Here is a 15,717-nt window from a genome sequence, read left to right as displayed (position 1 = left end):
GTTGTGGTTCTCCCACAACGGCTTTTTAATACGCCGCGTTGACACTAGCACGCCTGCCCACAAGCCACGCCGCTGGCCCACGCCCACTGAAAGTTATAGCCGCCAAGCTGCCCCGTCACATCCAGCACTTCACCGATGAAGCGCAGCTGCGGCAGGTCTTTGACCTCAAAGGTTTTCGATGAGATAGCGTCGGTACTCACGCCGCCCATGGTCACTTCCGCCGTGCGCCACCCTTCCGTGCCCGCCGGCTTTAGCTGCCACTGGTTGAGCCGCTGGGCCCACACATCAAGCGCCTCGTTACTGTATTGCGCCAATGGGCTGGTTAAGTGCTGATCGGGATACCACTCTAATAGCGCCTGAGCAAAGCGCTTGGGGAAACGCTCGCCTAGCCAGGTCGACAGCAGCCGCTTAGGGGTTTCCTGGCGAGCATGGCGCAACGCGCCAGCCGCATCTTCGCCCGGCAAGAGGTCGATGGAGATTGCGCTTCCCGGCTCCCATACGCTGGAAATCTGCAGCATGGAAGGGCCGGACAGCCCCCGATGGGTAAACAGCATAGGTTCGACAAAGCGCTTCTCTTTGCAGCTCACCGCCGTGGGCACGCTGACCCCAGACAGCCCCGCCGCCCGCTCTTTCCAGCTATCGCTTAAGGTAAACGGCACCAAGCCTGGGCGAGTGGGTAGCACCTCTAAGCCAAACTGGCGGGCGATATCGTACCCAAAGCCTGTCGCCCCCATGGTAGGAATGGAAAGCCCTCCCGTCGCGACTACCACCACCCCTGCATCAATCGTGCCTAGCGAGGTGGTCAACCGCATGCCCTCGCCCTGCCGCTCTAACCGGGAAATGGAAGTCTTCAGTTTAATTTCTGCACCGGCCCACTCACACTCGGTCAACAGTACCCGCACGATCTCTTTGGCGGAGTCGGCGCAAAATAGCTGCCCTGGGGCTTTCTCCACATACTCAACGCCGTGGGTCTCCACCAGCGATACAAAATGTTCCGGACGGTAACGTTTTAATGCAGAAATGCAAAAATAAGGATTTTCAGAGTAAAAGTGTCCAGGCGCTGTATCAAGGTTGGTAAAGTTACAGCGGCCTCCCCCAGACATCAGGATTTTTTTACCCGCTTTGTTTGCATGGTCGACCACCAAAACGCGTCGCCCGGCATAGCCTGCCTGTGCTGCACACATTAAACCAGCGGCACCTGCGCCAATGACCACGACGTCGTAGACCATAACTGAGGCTCCAAAGATGAAAAGGCGGGCATTTTAACAGGTAAGGCGCGCCAAACTACTGTACATTTCAAAAGTCAATGTACAAGAAATGCACAAGATAACACCCAATTGCCTCAACACCGTTGCGTGTAATGGCTTACTATCACCACCGATTGCGAACCACTGCGACTTCTATTTAATAACACAGAGATACCTATGCTCGCTTTTAAACGCCCCTTTTGCTGCTTCTTGCTTCTCCTTGGATGGGCCAGTGTTGCCAGCGCGCAGTCACAGCCGCCAGTCATTGGTTACCACGTAAAGACCGAGACCTGGTCCGATCCATTGGAAGCGCTGGGCACCCTAAGCGCCGATGAAAGCGTCACTTTATCTGCCACCGTGACCGACACCATCGCTGAGATCAACTTTGATGACGGCGAGCAGGTAGAGCGCGGTCGTTTGTTGATTCGATTGGAAGATGCCGAAGAGCAGGCGCTGTTAAGAGCCGCCCAAGCGATTACCGATGAGCGGCGTAACGCCTCAGGCCGCGCCTCCCAGCTTCAGCAGCGCAACTTAGCCGCAAGAGCCGACGTAGAAGATACGCAATCCCGGCTTCGCCAAGCACAAGCTGATGCCCAAGCCCTCGAAGCGCGGCTTGAGAATTATCGCCTCCATGCCCCGTTTAGCGGCCGTGTGGGTTTTCGTAACGTCAGTGTCGGCACGCTCGTCACCCCCGGCATGGAGCTAGTCACACTCGACAAGCTAGATATCATGAAGCTGGACTTCACCGTACCCGAAGTGTTTTTGGGGAGGCTATCGGCGGGATTGAGCCTCAGTGCCACCACCGCCGCGTACCCAGACGAGGTATTTCGGGGCGATATTTCCAGTATTGGCACCCGCATTGACCCCATTTCACGCAGCGTGAATGTGCGCGCCGAACTGGCGAACCCAGACCTAAAGCTGCGGCCCGGTATGCTAATGGAAGTGATCGTTCAACAGCGCGTGCGTGAGTCGCTCGTCCTCCCTGAAGCGGCGATTCAACCCAGCGGCAACCGCCACTTTGTGATGGTGATTCAGCAAGAGGAGGAGGCCCCTCGCTTAGAGCGCCGAGAAGTGGCTATTGGCGAGCGGCGCAGTGGAGAGGTAGAGGTACTGGAAGGCATTAGCGAAGGCGATCTGGTGGTCATTCACGGCCTACAGCTGGCCCGCGAAGGCCAGGAAGTACGCCTACTAGGCATTGCCGATGACAGCACGGACATTCGCTCGCTGCTGGAGGCTGACCGCTAATGCGTTTATCCGATATTTCCGTTCAGCGGCCCGTGCTAGCCATGGTGATTGCCGCGCTGATCATTGCCTTTGGCCTGCTCGCCCTCAACCGCTTGCCGCTGCAAGAGTACCCCACGGTTGACCCGCCTATCGTCAGTATTGATACCCGCTACCCAGGCGCATCCGCCAGCGTCGTCGAAACACGCATTACCCAGGTGCTGGAAGACCGCATTGCCGGGGTGGAAGGCATCGAGCTGATCACCTCCCAAAGCGAAGATGGACGCTCGCGGATTGAGATTGAGTTCGCCATCACCATGGATATCGACGCCGCGGCGAACGATGTTCGCGACCGTATATCAGGCGCGCTGCGTAACTTGCCAGACGATGCCGACAACCCGGAAGTGACCAAAGCCGACAGCAGCGAAGAGATTGTTGTTTGGCTAAGCCTATCCGGCGCCGACTACTCCATTGCCGAACTGACCGACTACGCCAACCGCTTTCTCGTCGATAGCCTCTCAGTACAGCCTGGCGTTGCGCGGGTGCGCGTAGGGGGCGGTCAGGATTACGCCATGCGCGTCTGGCTTGACCGTAACGCCTTGGCAGCCCGAGGCCTTACCGTCGGCGATGTGGAAGATGCACTGCGCGCCGAAAACGTCGAGCTGCCTGCGGGGTCGATTGAATCCGACGACCGTCAGTTTATTGTCCGCCTGCCCCGCAGCTTCGCCACCGCCGATGATTTTCAGCGCCTAGCCATCACCCAAAGCGACAACGGCTATCTAACCCGCCTTTCTGATGTTGCCAGGGTGGAAGTGGGCTCCGTGGAAGACCGCTCTGTTTTCCGCGCCAACGGCGTACCCATGGTGGGGCTGGGGATGATTATGCAGTCCACCGCCAACGTCATTGAGCTTTCTGAGGCGGTGCAACAAGAGCTTGGGCGGCTCCAAGACACCCTGCCTGAAGGCATGTCGCTTGCCCTGAATTACGATGCCTCTGTGTTCGTTTCCGGGGCCATTGAGCAGGTGGTGATGACCCTCTTCATCGCCATGGGGCTCGTGGTGGTCGTCATCTTCCTGTTTCTGGGCAATCTGCGCACCACCATTGTGCCCGCCGTGACGGTGCCGATTGCCGTGATTGGCGCGTTCACGGCGCTGGCGGCCATGAACTTCTCCATTAACTTGCTCACCCTGCTCGCACTGGTGCTGGCCATCGGGCTGATAGTAGACGACGCCATTGTGGTGCTCGAAAACATCAACCGACGCATGCACGACTACGGCGAAACACCGCTGGTCGCCGCCTTTCGCGGCACGCGGCAAATTGCCTTTGCGGTCATTGCCACTACCTTGGTGCTGGTCGCCGTGTTTGTACCGCTCAGCATGCTACAGGGGGATATCGGCCGGCTATTCTCTGAATTTGCCCTGACCATGGCGGCCGCCGTCATTGTGTCTACACTACTGGCACTCACCTTAACGCCCATGATGGCGTCTAAAATCCTCAAACCCGGCATGCACGACAGCCGCATTGGGCAAGGCGTACAGTGGCTGCTAGACGGCACCAAACGCCGCTACCAGCGAGCCCTGGAAGCCGTGCTGGCGGCTAAATGGCTGGTCGTGGCCCTGTTTGCCCTTCTGATCGCCGGCACGGCGTGGCTGGCGTCAGAGCTGCCCAATGAATACACCCCGCAGGAAGATCGCGGTAACTTTATCGTGCTGGTCAACGGCCCGGAAGGGGCCACGTTCGACTACATGATGGACTACATGGATGAGATCGAAGCGCGGCTCACGCCCTTTGTAGAGAGCGGTGAGCTGGAGCGCGTGGTGGTACGTGCCCCGCGTGGCTTCGGTAATATCGAAAACTTCAACAGCGGCTTCATCATCGTCAATATGGCCGACTGGGGTAGCCGCCGCAGCGCCTGGGAGATCATGGCCGACGTGCGCCAGCAGCTCAGCTCGCTCCCTGGCGTCCAGGCCTTCCCGGTGATGCGCCAAGGCTTTGGTCAGCGCACTCAGAAGCCCGTGCAGTTTGTCTTGGGTGGCGGCACTTACGAAGACCTCGCCCGCTGGCGTGATCGGCTGATTAACCATGTGCGCGAAGACAACCCCCGATTGACTGCCATCGAGAGTAATTACGACGAAACCCAGCCGCAGCTGCGTGTGGACATCAATTACGAACGCGCTGCTTCGTTAGGCGTCACGGTCACCGAGATTGGCCGCACGCTGGAAGTGCTGCTGGGTGGCCGTAACGTTACCCGCTACGTGGACGACGGCGAAGAGTACGACGTGATTGTGGAAGGCGACCGCAGCCGCCAAAACAGCCCGCGAGCGCTGGATAACATTCAGGTGCGCTCGGCACGCACAGGAGAGCTAATTCCGCTGGCAAGCCTAGTGACGCTGTCTGATTTTGCCGGTGCTAGCACGCTAAACCGCTTTGACCGCGTTCGCGCCATTACCATTGAAGCCAACCTCGCCGATGGCTACCCGCTGGGCGAAGCGCTGACCTACCTGCAAGACACCGCCAACACCATCCTGCCGGAAGAGGTGCAAACCAACGTGGCCGGGCCATCCCGAGACTTCCAGCAGGCAAGCGGCGCGACGATGTTCCTGCTAGTGCTGGGTGCTGTCGTGGTGTTCTTGGTACTGGCCGCTCAGTTTGAAAGCCTCATCCACCCGTTTGTGATTATGCTCACGGTGCCGCTGGCCATGAGCGGCGCACTGCTCGCACTGCTGCTCAGCGGTCAATCGCTGAATATTTATAGCCAGGTGGGCTTGGTGCTGCTGATTGGTTTGGCGGCGAAAAACGGCATTCTGATTGTCGAGTTCGCCAACCAACTACGCGATGAAGGGCAAGCATTTCGCTCGGCGTTAATTGAGGCCTCGGTGACCCGCCTAAGGCCCATTTTGATGACCGCCGTGACCACCATGGCCGGTGCCATTCCGCTGATTATCTCCAGCGGCCCAGGGGCGGAATCGCGGTTGGTGATTGGCACGGTCATTATGGCCGGGGTCGGTGCGGCTACCGTCTTCACGCTGTTTGTGGTGCCGGTGGCCTACGACCTGCTGGCCCGTTACTCAGGCTCGCCTGGGGCGGTGAAGCGTCAGCTTGAAGAAGAGATCGCCAACGCACCCACGGCTCAACACACGCCGCTGGATACGCCAGAGCGATAACGCATCCCAAAAACACTCAGGGCGCCCATTAGGCGCCCTGAGTGTTTAAACGTCACAACGGCGTTGCTTATTCGCAGTCGCCGATGCGCTCGCCTTCAATCGCGGTGTTCATGGTCAGCTCACCCATGGGAGACTGAGTCAAAATATCCACGGTGCCTTCAATCTGCTCGCCCATAAAGCGCATTTCGCCATCAATGGTGGCTTCACCACCTTCAGCGCGGCACACCATGCTGTAGGAAAGGCCGTCGGCATTCATGTCTTGGTTGAGAAGCTCGCAGCCCTCTTCCTCTTCAATAAAGCCAAACTCAGCACCGTCTAACTCTTCTTGAGTAATGCACTGGCGCTCGGTTTCCGTTTGGTCAGGAATCTGCATATCGCCGCTAACGCTAGTGACGCTGACGAATTCCCACTCGCCGGGCGTCACGTTGGGTGTTTCCGCCTGGGCAACCATCGGGAAGGCCGCTAGGGCCGCAACTGCCATGTATCGTTTCATCATCGCTTTTATCTCGCTAGGTGATTCGGGAAAACTCGCCATTATCCTACCTGATTCATTCATCAGGTGCCTGCTTACAAACAGCACTGCTAAACTAGACAGCTATCATGCTGATATCGATATCAACCGACATCAATAGTAACGCTAAAAAGGGCAAACACTATGCACGACGACGCGCTAGTCAATCACGATTTCCACTGCCCTTACTGTGACACACCGCTCACCTTTGTGATCGATACTTCCCAGGGCAGCCACGACACCTGGGAAGATTGCCACCAGTGCTGCGCCCCTATACAGCTACAAGTCATTGTGTCACCGATGACCGGGGAGCTAGACGCCGTTATCACAGGGCGTGATGACGACGTGCTGTAGCGCTAGAAAAGCTTAAACTCCCTCTCCTTGCTGCATCGCCGCCTGACGCTTAGCTTCACTGCGGCGCATGAAGTACCACGCCAGCAGCGTGGCTAACGACACCGTCAAAATAATCAACGTGGCCAGCGCGTTGATTTTGGGCGACACGCCCATGCGCACCGATGAAAACACCACCATCGGTAGCGTGTTCGCGCCTGGCCCAGAGACAAAGCTGGCGATCACCAGGTCATCCAGCGATAGCGTAAACGCCAGCAGCCAACCGGCAGCCAGCGCGGGCGCAATCACCGGCAGCGTCACAAAGAAGAAGGTCTTGACCGGCGGTGAGCCTAAATCCATCGCCGCTTCTTCAATAGAGCGGTCCACTTCCCGCAGGCGAGCCGCCACCACCACCGCCACGTAAGCACTACAGAACGTGGTGTGGGCAATCCAGATGGTGGCCATCCCCCGGTCGGCGGGCCAGCCAATCAGCTGCGCCATTTGCACAAACAGCAGCAGCAGCGAAAGCCCAGTGATGACTTCCGGCATGACCAGCGGTGCCGTCACCATGCTGGAGAGCGCCGTTTTACCGCGGAAATGGCCATAGCGCGTCATGACGAACGCAGCGACCGTTCCCAGGCACACCGCCATACTGGCGGCAAAGAACGCAATCTCAAGGCTGGTCCATACCGCCGACAGAATCTGCTGGTCGCGGAACAGCTCGCCATACCACTGGGTGGAGAACCCGGCCCATACCGTCACCAGTCGAGATTCGTTAAACGAATAGACCACCAGCACCACCATGGGCAGGTACAAAAACAGCAGCCCTAATACCAGCATCACGGTGGTAAAACTTGGACGTCGACGTGATCTCATCATTCTTCAAGCTCCCGTGACTGGTAACGGTGAAACCACACAATAGGAATAAGCAACAGCAGCAGCATCACCATGGCAAGCGCCGAGGCCACGGGCCAGTCGCGGTTGAGGAAGAACTCTTCCCACAGCACCTTACCAATCATCAAGGTATCGGGGCCGCCCAGCAGCTCAGGAATCACAAACTCCCCGACCGCTGGAATAAACACCAGCATCGAGCCCGCGATGATGCCTCCCATAGAGAGCGGCAGTGTCACCTTCAAGAAAGTGTTGATTTTACGTGACCCGAGATCTGATGCCGCTTCCAACAGTGAGTTATCCAGACGTGTTAAATGGGCATACAGGGGCAGCACCATAAACGGCAGGTAAGCGTACACAATGCCCACAATCACCGAGAACTGGGTATTCATCATCCGGAGCGGTGAATCGATGACGCCTAACCCCAGCAGCAGGTTATTGATCAGCCCGCTATTGCTGAGAATGCCCATCCAGGCGTACACCCGAATCAGGAATGACGTCCAAGAGGGCAGCATCACTAACAGCAGCAGAATCAGCTGCCAGCGGCCCGGAGCACGCGCCATGGCATAAGCCATTGGGTAGCCAATCAATAAACACACCGACGTTGCGACAAAGGCGGTTTTAATCGACCCCCAGTACGCCGCCACATAGAGCGAATCGGACAACAGAAACAAATAGTTGCCCAGATTCAGGAAAATATTCAGCGTCTGGTCGGCGTACTCCACCAGCGGCCCATAAGGCGGTATGGCAATGGCCGACTCAGACAGGCTGATTTTCAGCACCAGCGCAAATGGGAGTAGGAAAAACAGCGTCAACCACACCAGCGGGAAAGCAATCACGGCGCGTCGGCCTAGCTGCATCCGCTTGATCACGCCTGCAATGCGAGATGGCATCATAATAGGCAATCTCCTCTCAGCCACCGGGGCATTAGCGGTTCAGCACGATAGCGCTATGGTCTTCCCAATAAACGTACACGCTATCCTCCCAGGTGGGGCGGTCGCCGCGACGCTCGGTGTTGGCCATGCTCACCTTGATCATCTTTCCTGAGGCAGTGCGCACGTAGTAAAGCGAATAACCGCCCAGGTAGGCGATATCATCCACTTTGCCCGCTTCCCAGTTGTACTCACACGTCGGCTGTTCGCGGGTCAGCCAGATTTTTTCAGGCCGCAGCGCCGCCCACACCCGGCGGTCGACCGCTTGAGTGGTAATACCGTGATCAATGTAGATAGGCCGTGACAGCGACGGTGACTCAATACGGCAGTGGTCAGCGGCATCTTCAATGATTTCACCTTCAAACAGGTTCACCGTGCCCACGAACTCGGCCACCATACGACTGGCGGGGCTTTCGTAGATATCCACGGGCGAACCCACCTGCTCGATCCAGCCGTCAGCCATGATCGCCACGCGGTCAGCCATGGTCATGGCTTCTTCCTGGTCGTGGGTCACCATGATGCAAGTTACGCCTACCTGCTCAATGATCTCGACCACTTCCAGCTGCATTTCCGTGCGCAGTTTTTTATCCAGTGCGCCCATTGGCTCATCGAGCAATAACAGCTTGGGACGCTTAGCGAGCGAGCGCGCCAAGGCCACCCGCTGGCGCTGGCCGCCAGAGAGCTGATGGGGCTTACGCTTGGCAAAGCGCTCCATGTGCACCAGCTTCAGCATCTGGGCAACCCGCGCTTCAATTTCAGCTTTCGGCAGTTTGTCCTGCTTCAGGCCGAAAGCAATATTCTGCGCCACGGTCATATGCGGAAACAGGGCATAGGACTGGAACATCATATTAATGGGGCGTTTGTGCGGCGGCATCTCGGTAATGTTTTCGCCGCTCAGCAAAATGCTCCCTTCGCTGGGCGTCTCAAACCCGGCGAGCATGCGTAGCAAGGTGGACTTACCTGAGCCAGACCCGCCCAACAGCGCAAAAATTTCGCCGCGCTTCACCTGTAAATTCACGTCATCCACAGCAAGCGCATCATCAAATCGCTTGCTCAAGCGCTTAACCTCTAAAACGATATCTTCAGCAAATCGAGGGGCTTTCCCCTGCGCCCTTGCAGGCGGAGGAATGGCAGACGAAGAGGCTGAGGAATCGTTCGACAGGGGCGTAGTGACCATTCGCCACTCCCATCAAAAGGCCCGGTTAACCGGGCGATAAAAGACAAACAGCGAGCCGAGCAGTGCCCGGCTCGCTGTCAGGCGATGAGTAGAATTAACGGCCAGATTTGACGCGGTTCCAGGTACGCGTACGGGCACGCAGCACATCCTGCGGTTTTTCCGCTTGGATGTAGAGGTTCTGCATGACCTCTGTTTCTGGGTAGATAGCTGGGTCGTTGAGCAGCTCATCAGAGAGGTACTCGTTAGCGGCCAAGTTGGGGTTGGCATAGCGCACGTACTCACTGATTTCAGCGGCAACTTCAGGGTCGAGAATAAAGTTGATAAACGCGTGAGCATTTTCAGCATTCGGCGCATCCGCCGGGATCGCCATCATATCAAACCAAAGAGCTGCGCCCTCTTTCGGGATGCTGTAGCCAATGGTGAAGTCACGCCCCGCTTCTTCAGCACGGGCTGCGGCCTGGAAGATATCGCCCGAGTAGCCTGCAGCGACACACACATCGCCGTTGGCCAGATCAGAGACATAGCGCGAGGAGTGGAAGTAAGTGATGTTGTCGCGAACGCCAGCAATCACCTCGCCTGCCGCTTCAATGTCTTCGATGTTTTCGCTCAGCGGGTCACGGCCAAGATAGGCAATCGCAGGCGATAACATCTCATCGGCAGAGTCCAGCATCGAAAGACCACAGCCTGCTGCGCTCAGCTGGCTGGTAATTTCCGGGTCAAACAACAGCGCCCAGCTATCTAACGGTGCGTCGTCACCAAGAATTTCGGTCACTCGCTCAACGTTATAGCCGATGCCGTTAGTACCCCACATATAGGGAACCGAGTATTCGCTACCTTGATCGATGGTTTCAAGATTGGCCATCAGTTCAGGATCAAGGTTGCCTAAATTGGGCAGCAACTCATGGTTTAGCGGCTGAAAAACGCCTGCCTTTACCTGGCGGGTAAAGTAGTACGTGGACGGCACCACTACGTCGTAGCCAGAGCGGCCCGACAGCAGCGCTGCATCTAGAATTTCGTTACTATCGTAAACATCGTAGGTCACTTCTATGCCGGTACGCTCAGTAAATTTTTCCAGCGTTTCCGGGGCAATATAGTCAGACCAGTTATATACCCGCACTTCATCAGCGTGGGCAGCAGCGGCCGCTACGGCAAAAGAGATGGCCGTAACGGCCCCTGAAAGTTTTTGGATGTTCCCCATTTACCTACTCCTTAAATGTAAAGTCCACATCACCAAAAAGCCCATGTGCTGCAACCGGCTGCCGCTGGCGGGTGCGCTTTTGTGCAAACCCAATCCAGCTGAAAACAGCTTAGGCGATTATCTCAACCGTGCGAATTTTGCGGTGCAGTGCCGTCTATCGCAAGAGTATGTGAAAAATTCTTGTATTAAAGCGTCAACGCCCCCACTTCATGGGTCGCTGACGGTAGCAAAACTCATTAATAGTCAAAATGCATTGGGAAGATTCATTTTTCCAATTTTAGCTATTAGTCGTAGACCGCTACCATTGGTAGCAACTTTTTCAACTACCATTCACCTATTATGGAGACGTTTTGAATGTCCTTGATTAACACTGAAGTAAAACCGTTTAAAGCCACTGCTTACCTGAACGGCGAATTTGTTGACGTTACTGAAGCCGACATGAAAGGCCAGTGGTCTATCTTCTTCTTCTACCCGGCCGACTTCACCTTCGTTTGCCCGACTGAGCTGGGCGACCTGGCAGACAACTACGAAGCCTTCAAGAAGCTGGGCGTTGAGATTTACAGCGTGTCTACCGACACCCACTTTACCCACAAAGCATGGCACGACAGCTCTGAGACCATCGGCAAGCTGCAGTACCCGATGATTGCTGACCCGACCCTGCAAATTTCTCGTAACTTCGAAGTTCTGATCGAAGAAGCAGGCCTGGCTGAGCGCGGCACGTTCGTCGTTGACCCGGATGGCAAAATTCAGATTGTTGAAATCAACGCTGGCAACATCGGCCGTAACGCTGAAGAGCTGCTGCGTAAAGTGAAGGCCGCTCAGTACGTTCGTGAAAACCCGAACGAAGTTTGCCCGGCCAAATGGAAAGAAGGCGAAGAGACACTTGCCCCGTCTCTGGACCTCGTAGGCAAAATCTAAACCGCCTACCGCTGCCGCCTGGGGTTCAAATCGCTTCAAGCTGAATCTCTATAGGCAGCACAACACCCGGGCACTTAGCCCGGGTGTTTCGTTTAAGCACCCGTGTAACCGCATACCGGTTTTCCCTAGCGCTTTTACCGCCTGCCCTACTGACTCGGCAGCGGGCGTTTTAGGTTGAGAACAATTTACTGCTGACTGCGAGGAAACCACTGTCATGCTGGACGCCAATTTAAAAAATCAGTTGAAAGCTTACCTGGAAAAAGTGACTCAACCGTTCGAGATCGTTGCGTCCCTCGATGACGGTGCCAAGTCACGTGAGTTGCTGGGCCTGCTGGAAGATATCAGCAGCCTCACCGACAAAATCACTCTGCACAGCGACGGGCAAGACAGCCGCACGCCGTCGTTTGCGATTAACCGCCCCGGCGAAGAGACCGGCGTGGTGTTTGCAGGTATCCCCATGGGCCACGAGTTCACCTCGCTGGTACTGGCGCTGCTGCAAGTAGGTGGCCACCCACCCAAGACTTCTCAAGAACTGCTCAATCAAATCAAGGACCTCGACGGCGAGATGCTGTTCGAGACCTACTACTCGCTCTCCTGCCAGAACTGCCCGGATGTGGTTCAAGCGCTGAACCTGATGGCGATCTTCAACCCGAACGTGCGTCACGTCGCCATCGACGGCGCGCTGTTCCAAGATGAAGTTGAATCGCGTGAAATCATGTCGGTGCCGAGCATCTATTTGAACGGCAAGCCGTTTGATCAAGGCCGCATGACCCTTGAGCAGATCCTAGCCAAAGTAGATACCGGCGCTGCCGAGCGTGACGCGAAGAAGCTGAGCGAAAAAGCGGCTTTCGATACGCTAGTGATTGGCGGTGGCCCGGCAGGCGCGTCGGCAGCCATCTACTCTGCCCGTAAAGGCATTAACACCGGCGTTGCCGCCGAGCGCTTTGGCGGCCAAGTAGCCGACACCATGGGCATTGAGAACTTTATCTCTGTTTCCCATACCGAAGGCCCCAAGCTGGTCAGCGCCCTTGAAGAGCACGTCAAAGAGTATGAAGTTGACGTGATGAACCTGCAGCGCGCCACGTCGTTCAAAGCAGCGGAAGCCGAAGGCGGCCTGCATGAAGTGACGTTTGAGTCTGGCGCGAAGCTGAAGAGCAAAACCCTGGTGTTGGCCACCGGTGCCCGCTGGCGTGAAATGAACGTGCCCGGCGAACAGCAGTACCGCAACAAGGGCGTTGCCTACTGCCCACACTGCGACGGCCCGCTGTTTAAAGGCAAGCGCGTTGCGGTGATTGGTGGCGGTAACTCAGGGGTTGAAGCGGCTATCGACCTGGCTGGCATCGTCGGCCACGTCACGCTTTTTGAGTTTATGGGTGAAATGCGCGCCGATGCGGTCCTGCAGAAGAAGCTGAAAAGCCTGCCTAACGTGGATATCGTGCTAAACGCCCAAACCACGGAAGTCACCGGCGACGGCAGCCGCGTGAACGGTCTGACCTACAAAGACCGCAACACCGATGAGATTAAAAACATCGCGCTGGAAGGCATCTTTGTACAGATTGGTCTGGTGCCCAACACCGAGTGGCTGAAAGGCTCGCCTATTGAAATGACGCCCCGTGGCGAGATCATTGTCGATGCCCACGGCATGACCTCGGTGCCCGGCGTGTTCGCCGCTGGCGATGTCACCACCGTGCCCTACAAGCAGATCATTATTGCCATGGGCGAAGGTGCCAAGGCATCACTGGGTGCCTTCGACTACCTGATTCGTAACTAATCAGCTGCCGCTAAGTGACACGTTTAAGCCCGCTCTTTAGCGGGCTTTTGCTTAGCTGGATAGGGCTCTACCACCGCAGACACGACGGCACCTTCATGGCACTCCAAATAGCGTGCCGTAATCCTACCCTCAACATAAGCCAAAGAGGTCAGCGTGACTCCGTGCGTCGTATACACCTCACCAGAGGCAGCGCCGCTAATCGTCATGGGTTCATCGGCGATCACAACCCCTATTAGCTGAGTTTTCACCCCGATATGACTACCGACGAAAGGTGGACACAGCGCTAGTGGAGCAAGCGTCACTTCCTGCTCAACCCGACTTTGCGCTTGAGGGCTTTTCTGCTCGGTTGAAAGCCCTTTTTGCTTTTTACGTTTGCCATCCACAACAATAATGGTCATTGCGACAACACCGGCAATGATAAGCCACGTTTCGGTTATCATAGCCACCTCCTTTATTTACCACGTTGTTGATAGCGCCCGTACCAGCAGGCGGTGGGCCAAGACACAACAACGCCTTTAGTAGGTATATTGTGATGTTCAAAAAAGCAAAATCGTCGGGCGAGCAGCTAGCGGTCTCCGAGACCAATACACCTGCTCTTGAGCCTAAAAGCCTGCCTTCTGCATCACGCCAAAGCACATCGGTCATTGGCAGTAAAACCCAACTGCACGGCGATATAAACAGCGATGAAGACCTCACCATTGAAGGTCAGGTCACTGGCACCATTACCTGCAAACAGCATACGGTCAAACTGGGTGCCAGCGGCATACTCTATGGTGATGCCTATGCACACACACTACGCGTATCAGGAAAGGTCGAAGGCAGTTTAGTGGCACTCCATAAAGTGACGATTCATGGCGGAGCTCACGTCACGGGTACCATCACCACGCCTTGCTTAGTGCTGGAAGATGGCAGCACTTTCCATGGCACTATCGATATGAACCCTGACAACGCTATTTTCGAGCGTATGTTTACCGCGCAACCGACCAAAGCGAGTGCTTCCGAAGCAGGCAAGCAGAAGTGCACACCCTCACAGGATGACATTCATCGTCTTGAATCCTCTCAGAGTGAGAAAGCCAGCTAACCTACCTATCCGTCAACCACTACCCACATACAGTGCAGGCAGGGTCACGTGGCACCTGAAAATGACGCCACTGGCCGCTTAACCCATCAAATGTCGATAGCCCCTGGTGCAGTTTGCCCGCGCCACTGAGTAGCTTGAACGCCTCTACTGCCTGGAAGCAGCCAATCAGCCCCACCAGCGGTGCCATCACGCCACTCTCTGCACAGCTCAGCGCCTCATCTTCGCTATCCCCTGGCGGGTACAAGCAGGCGTAGCAGGGGCATGCGTCATCACGTGGGTCAAACACCGCTAGCTGGCCTGAAAACCGAATCGCCGCGCCGGAAATCAGCGGCACGCCTGCCTGCTGGGAAGCGGCATTAATGGCATAGCGGCTGGAGAAGCGGTCGGTGCAGTCCAGCACCACATCCGCCGAGGCCACTAGCGCCGCTAGCGCCTCCCCTTCTGCGTGCTGCTCTACCGCCACAACATGGCACTCGGGGTTAAGCGCCTGCATGCGCTCCTTGGCTGAACGCGCTTTGTTCACCCCCAGGCTTGCCTGCTGATGGGCAATTTGGCGCTGCAAATTGGTTAGCTCGACATGGTCAGCATCGGCGATGGTGATGGTGCCTACGCCCGCCGCCGCCAGGTAGAGCGCCACCGGTGAACCCAGCCCGCCTGCGCCAATAATCAGCGCATGGGCTGCACGCAAGCGCTCCTGCCCTTCTATGTCCACTTCAGGCAGCATGATTTGGCGGCTATAGCGCAGCAGCGCCTGATCGTCCATCATCGCGTCACTTATCCTCAAATTCCTCAAAATCGGGGATGTGCAGGCTAAAGCTCTCTTTCACCTCTTCCATCACCACGTAGCTTTTCGACTCTTTCACGCCGGGCAGGGTCAGCACCACATCGCCCAGTAGCTGACGATACGCGGCCATCTCTGGAATGCGGCACTTCAAAATGTAGTCAAACTGCCCAGAGACAAGATGGCACTCCTGAATCTGCGGCAGCTTCTCCACCGCACGACGAAACTCATCAAACACAGCAGGCGACTGGGTTTCCAGGCTAATTTCGACAAATACCAGCAAATTCGCCTTGAGCGCCCTGGGGTCAAGAATGGCTTGGTAGCCGCGGATGATGCCCGCGCGCTCCAAGCGCTTCACTCGCTCTAAGCAAGGGGTTGTGGATAAACCAACTTCAGAGGCAAGGTCTACATAGGAGATGCGCGCGTTCTCTTGCAAGCAGCGCAAAATCTTTAGGTCGATACGGTCCAGCGTTCTATTTTTTGGTTTCATGGCAG

Annotated in this window: 15 protein-coding genes; 6 read left to right on the top strand and 9 right to left on the bottom strand. The window is 56.4% G+C overall.

What is annotated here, in order from left to right; genetic code table 11:
- Window positions 1–44: 44 nt before the first annotated feature.
- A complete protein-coding gene (locus IEW65_RS03800) occupies window positions 45–1,229 on the bottom strand; it encodes a BaiN/RdsA family NAD(P)/FAD-dependent oxidoreductase (protein WP_188638157.1) in 1,185 nt (394 codons plus the stop codon).
- A gap of 195 nt (window positions 1,230–1,424) precedes the next feature.
- Between IEW65_RS03800 and IEW65_RS03795 the strand changes: the two genes are divergently transcribed.
- Window positions 1,425–2,492 carry an efflux RND transporter periplasmic adaptor subunit gene (locus tag IEW65_RS03795; RefSeq protein WP_188638156.1) on the top strand — a complete coding sequence of 356 codons (1,068 nt, stop codon included), beginning with the start codon at window positions 1,425–1,427 and terminating at the stop codon, window positions 2,490–2,492.
- Entirely contained in the window at window positions 2,492–5,632 is a 3,141-nt protein-coding gene (locus IEW65_RS03790) for an efflux RND transporter permease subunit (protein WP_188638155.1), read from the top strand. Before IEW65_RS03795 ends, IEW65_RS03790 begins: the two co-directional genes overlap by 1 nt.
- A gap of 67 nt (window positions 5,633–5,699) precedes the next feature.
- Here the strand turns inward: IEW65_RS03790 and IEW65_RS03785 are convergent, their stop codons facing one another.
- Complete coding sequence (locus IEW65_RS03785) at window positions 5,700–6,113, bottom strand: DUF3617 domain-containing protein (protein ID WP_229755458.1); 414 nt, start codon at window positions 6,111–6,113, stop codon at window positions 5,700–5,702.
- A 174-nt stretch (window positions 6,114–6,287) separates the two neighbouring features.
- On the opposite strand from IEW65_RS03785, the gene IEW65_RS03780 reads away from it, so the two are divergent.
- Window positions 6,288–6,497 (top strand): zinc ribbon domain-containing protein, encoded by a 210-nt coding sequence (locus IEW65_RS03780; RefSeq protein WP_188638153.1) that lies wholly within the window; start codon window positions 6,288–6,290, stop codon window positions 6,495–6,497.
- A gap of 12 nt (window positions 6,498–6,509) precedes the next feature.
- Here the strand turns inward: IEW65_RS03780 and IEW65_RS03775 are convergent, their stop codons facing one another.
- The 4 genes from IEW65_RS03775 to IEW65_RS03760 all read right to left on the bottom strand — a co-directional run bounded on the left by IEW65_RS03775 (window position 6,510) and on the right by IEW65_RS03760 (window position 10,671).
- The gene (locus IEW65_RS03775) at window positions 6,510–7,352 is read right to left on the bottom strand and encodes an ABC transporter permease subunit (protein ID WP_188638152.1); all 843 of its coding nucleotides are present in this window, start codon (window positions 7,350–7,352) and stop codon (window positions 6,510–6,512) included.
- Window positions 7,349–8,260 (bottom strand): ABC transporter permease subunit, encoded by a 912-nt coding sequence (locus IEW65_RS03770; protein WP_188638151.1) that lies wholly within the window; start codon window positions 8,258–8,260, stop codon window positions 7,349–7,351. Before IEW65_RS03770 ends, IEW65_RS03775 begins: the two co-directional genes overlap by 4 nt.
- A 31-nt stretch (window positions 8,261–8,291) precedes the next feature.
- The gene (locus IEW65_RS03765) at window positions 8,292–9,473 is read right to left on the bottom strand and encodes an ABC transporter ATP-binding protein (RefSeq protein ID WP_188638150.1); all 1,182 of its coding nucleotides are present in this window, start codon (window positions 9,471–9,473) and stop codon (window positions 8,292–8,294) included.
- A 94-nt stretch (window positions 9,474–9,567) separates the two neighbouring features.
- On the bottom strand, window positions 9,568–10,671 hold the full coding sequence (locus IEW65_RS03760) for a polyamine ABC transporter substrate-binding protein (protein WP_188638149.1): 1,104 nt from the start codon (window positions 10,669–10,671) through the stop codon (window positions 9,568–9,570).
- 354 nt (window positions 10,672–11,025) lie between these two features.
- Between IEW65_RS03760 and ahpC the strand changes: the two genes are divergently transcribed.
- Together ahpC and ahpF are read left to right on the top strand one after the other, a co-directional pair.
- Window positions 11,026–11,589, top strand: a complete 564-nt coding sequence (gene ahpC, locus IEW65_RS03755) for an alkyl hydroperoxide reductase subunit C (RefSeq protein WP_083024625.1) — start codon at window positions 11,026–11,028, stop codon at window positions 11,587–11,589.
- Between the two features lie 214 nt (window positions 11,590–11,803).
- Window positions 11,804–13,360, top strand: a complete 1,557-nt coding sequence (ahpF, locus tag IEW65_RS03750; RefSeq protein WP_188638148.1) for an alkyl hydroperoxide reductase subunit F — start codon at window positions 11,804–11,806, stop codon at window positions 13,358–13,360.
- A gap of 23 nt (window positions 13,361–13,383) precedes the next feature.
- On the opposite strand, the gene IEW65_RS03745 is transcribed toward ahpF, so the two are convergent.
- Window positions 13,384–13,800 (bottom strand): bactofilin family protein, encoded by a 417-nt coding sequence (locus tag IEW65_RS03745; protein ID WP_188638147.1) that lies wholly within the window; start codon window positions 13,798–13,800, stop codon window positions 13,384–13,386.
- A 92-nt stretch (window positions 13,801–13,892) separates the two neighbouring features.
- Between IEW65_RS03745 and IEW65_RS03740 the strand changes: the two genes are divergently transcribed.
- Window positions 13,893–14,441: a bactofilin family protein gene (locus tag IEW65_RS03740; RefSeq protein ID WP_188638146.1), complete on the top strand. Its 549-nt coding sequence runs from the start codon at window positions 13,893–13,895 to the stop codon at window positions 14,439–14,441.
- 19 nt (window positions 14,442–14,460) lie between these two features.
- Here IEW65_RS03740 and IEW65_RS03735 read toward each other — a convergent pair whose 3' ends face one another.
- Both IEW65_RS03735 and IEW65_RS03730 read right to left on the bottom strand, forming a co-directional pair.
- The gene (locus IEW65_RS03735) at window positions 14,461–15,207 is read right to left on the bottom strand and encodes a HesA/MoeB/ThiF family protein (RefSeq protein ID WP_188638145.1); all 747 of its coding nucleotides are present in this window, start codon (window positions 15,205–15,207) and stop codon (window positions 14,461–14,463) included.
- A 4-nt stretch (window positions 15,208–15,211) separates the two neighbouring features.
- The gene (locus IEW65_RS03730) at window positions 15,212–15,712 is read right to left on the bottom strand and encodes an Lrp/AsnC ligand binding domain-containing protein (protein WP_044628221.1); all 501 of its coding nucleotides are present in this window, start codon (window positions 15,710–15,712) and stop codon (window positions 15,212–15,214) included.
- Window positions 15,713–15,717: the final 5 nt, after the last annotated feature.

This window comes from Vreelandella lutescens (assembly GCF_014640815.1).
Taxonomy (GTDB): domain Bacteria; phylum Pseudomonadota; class Gammaproteobacteria; order Pseudomonadales; family Halomonadaceae; genus Vreelandella; species Vreelandella lutescens.
This window is presented reverse-complemented; position numbering and strand designations above follow the sequence as displayed.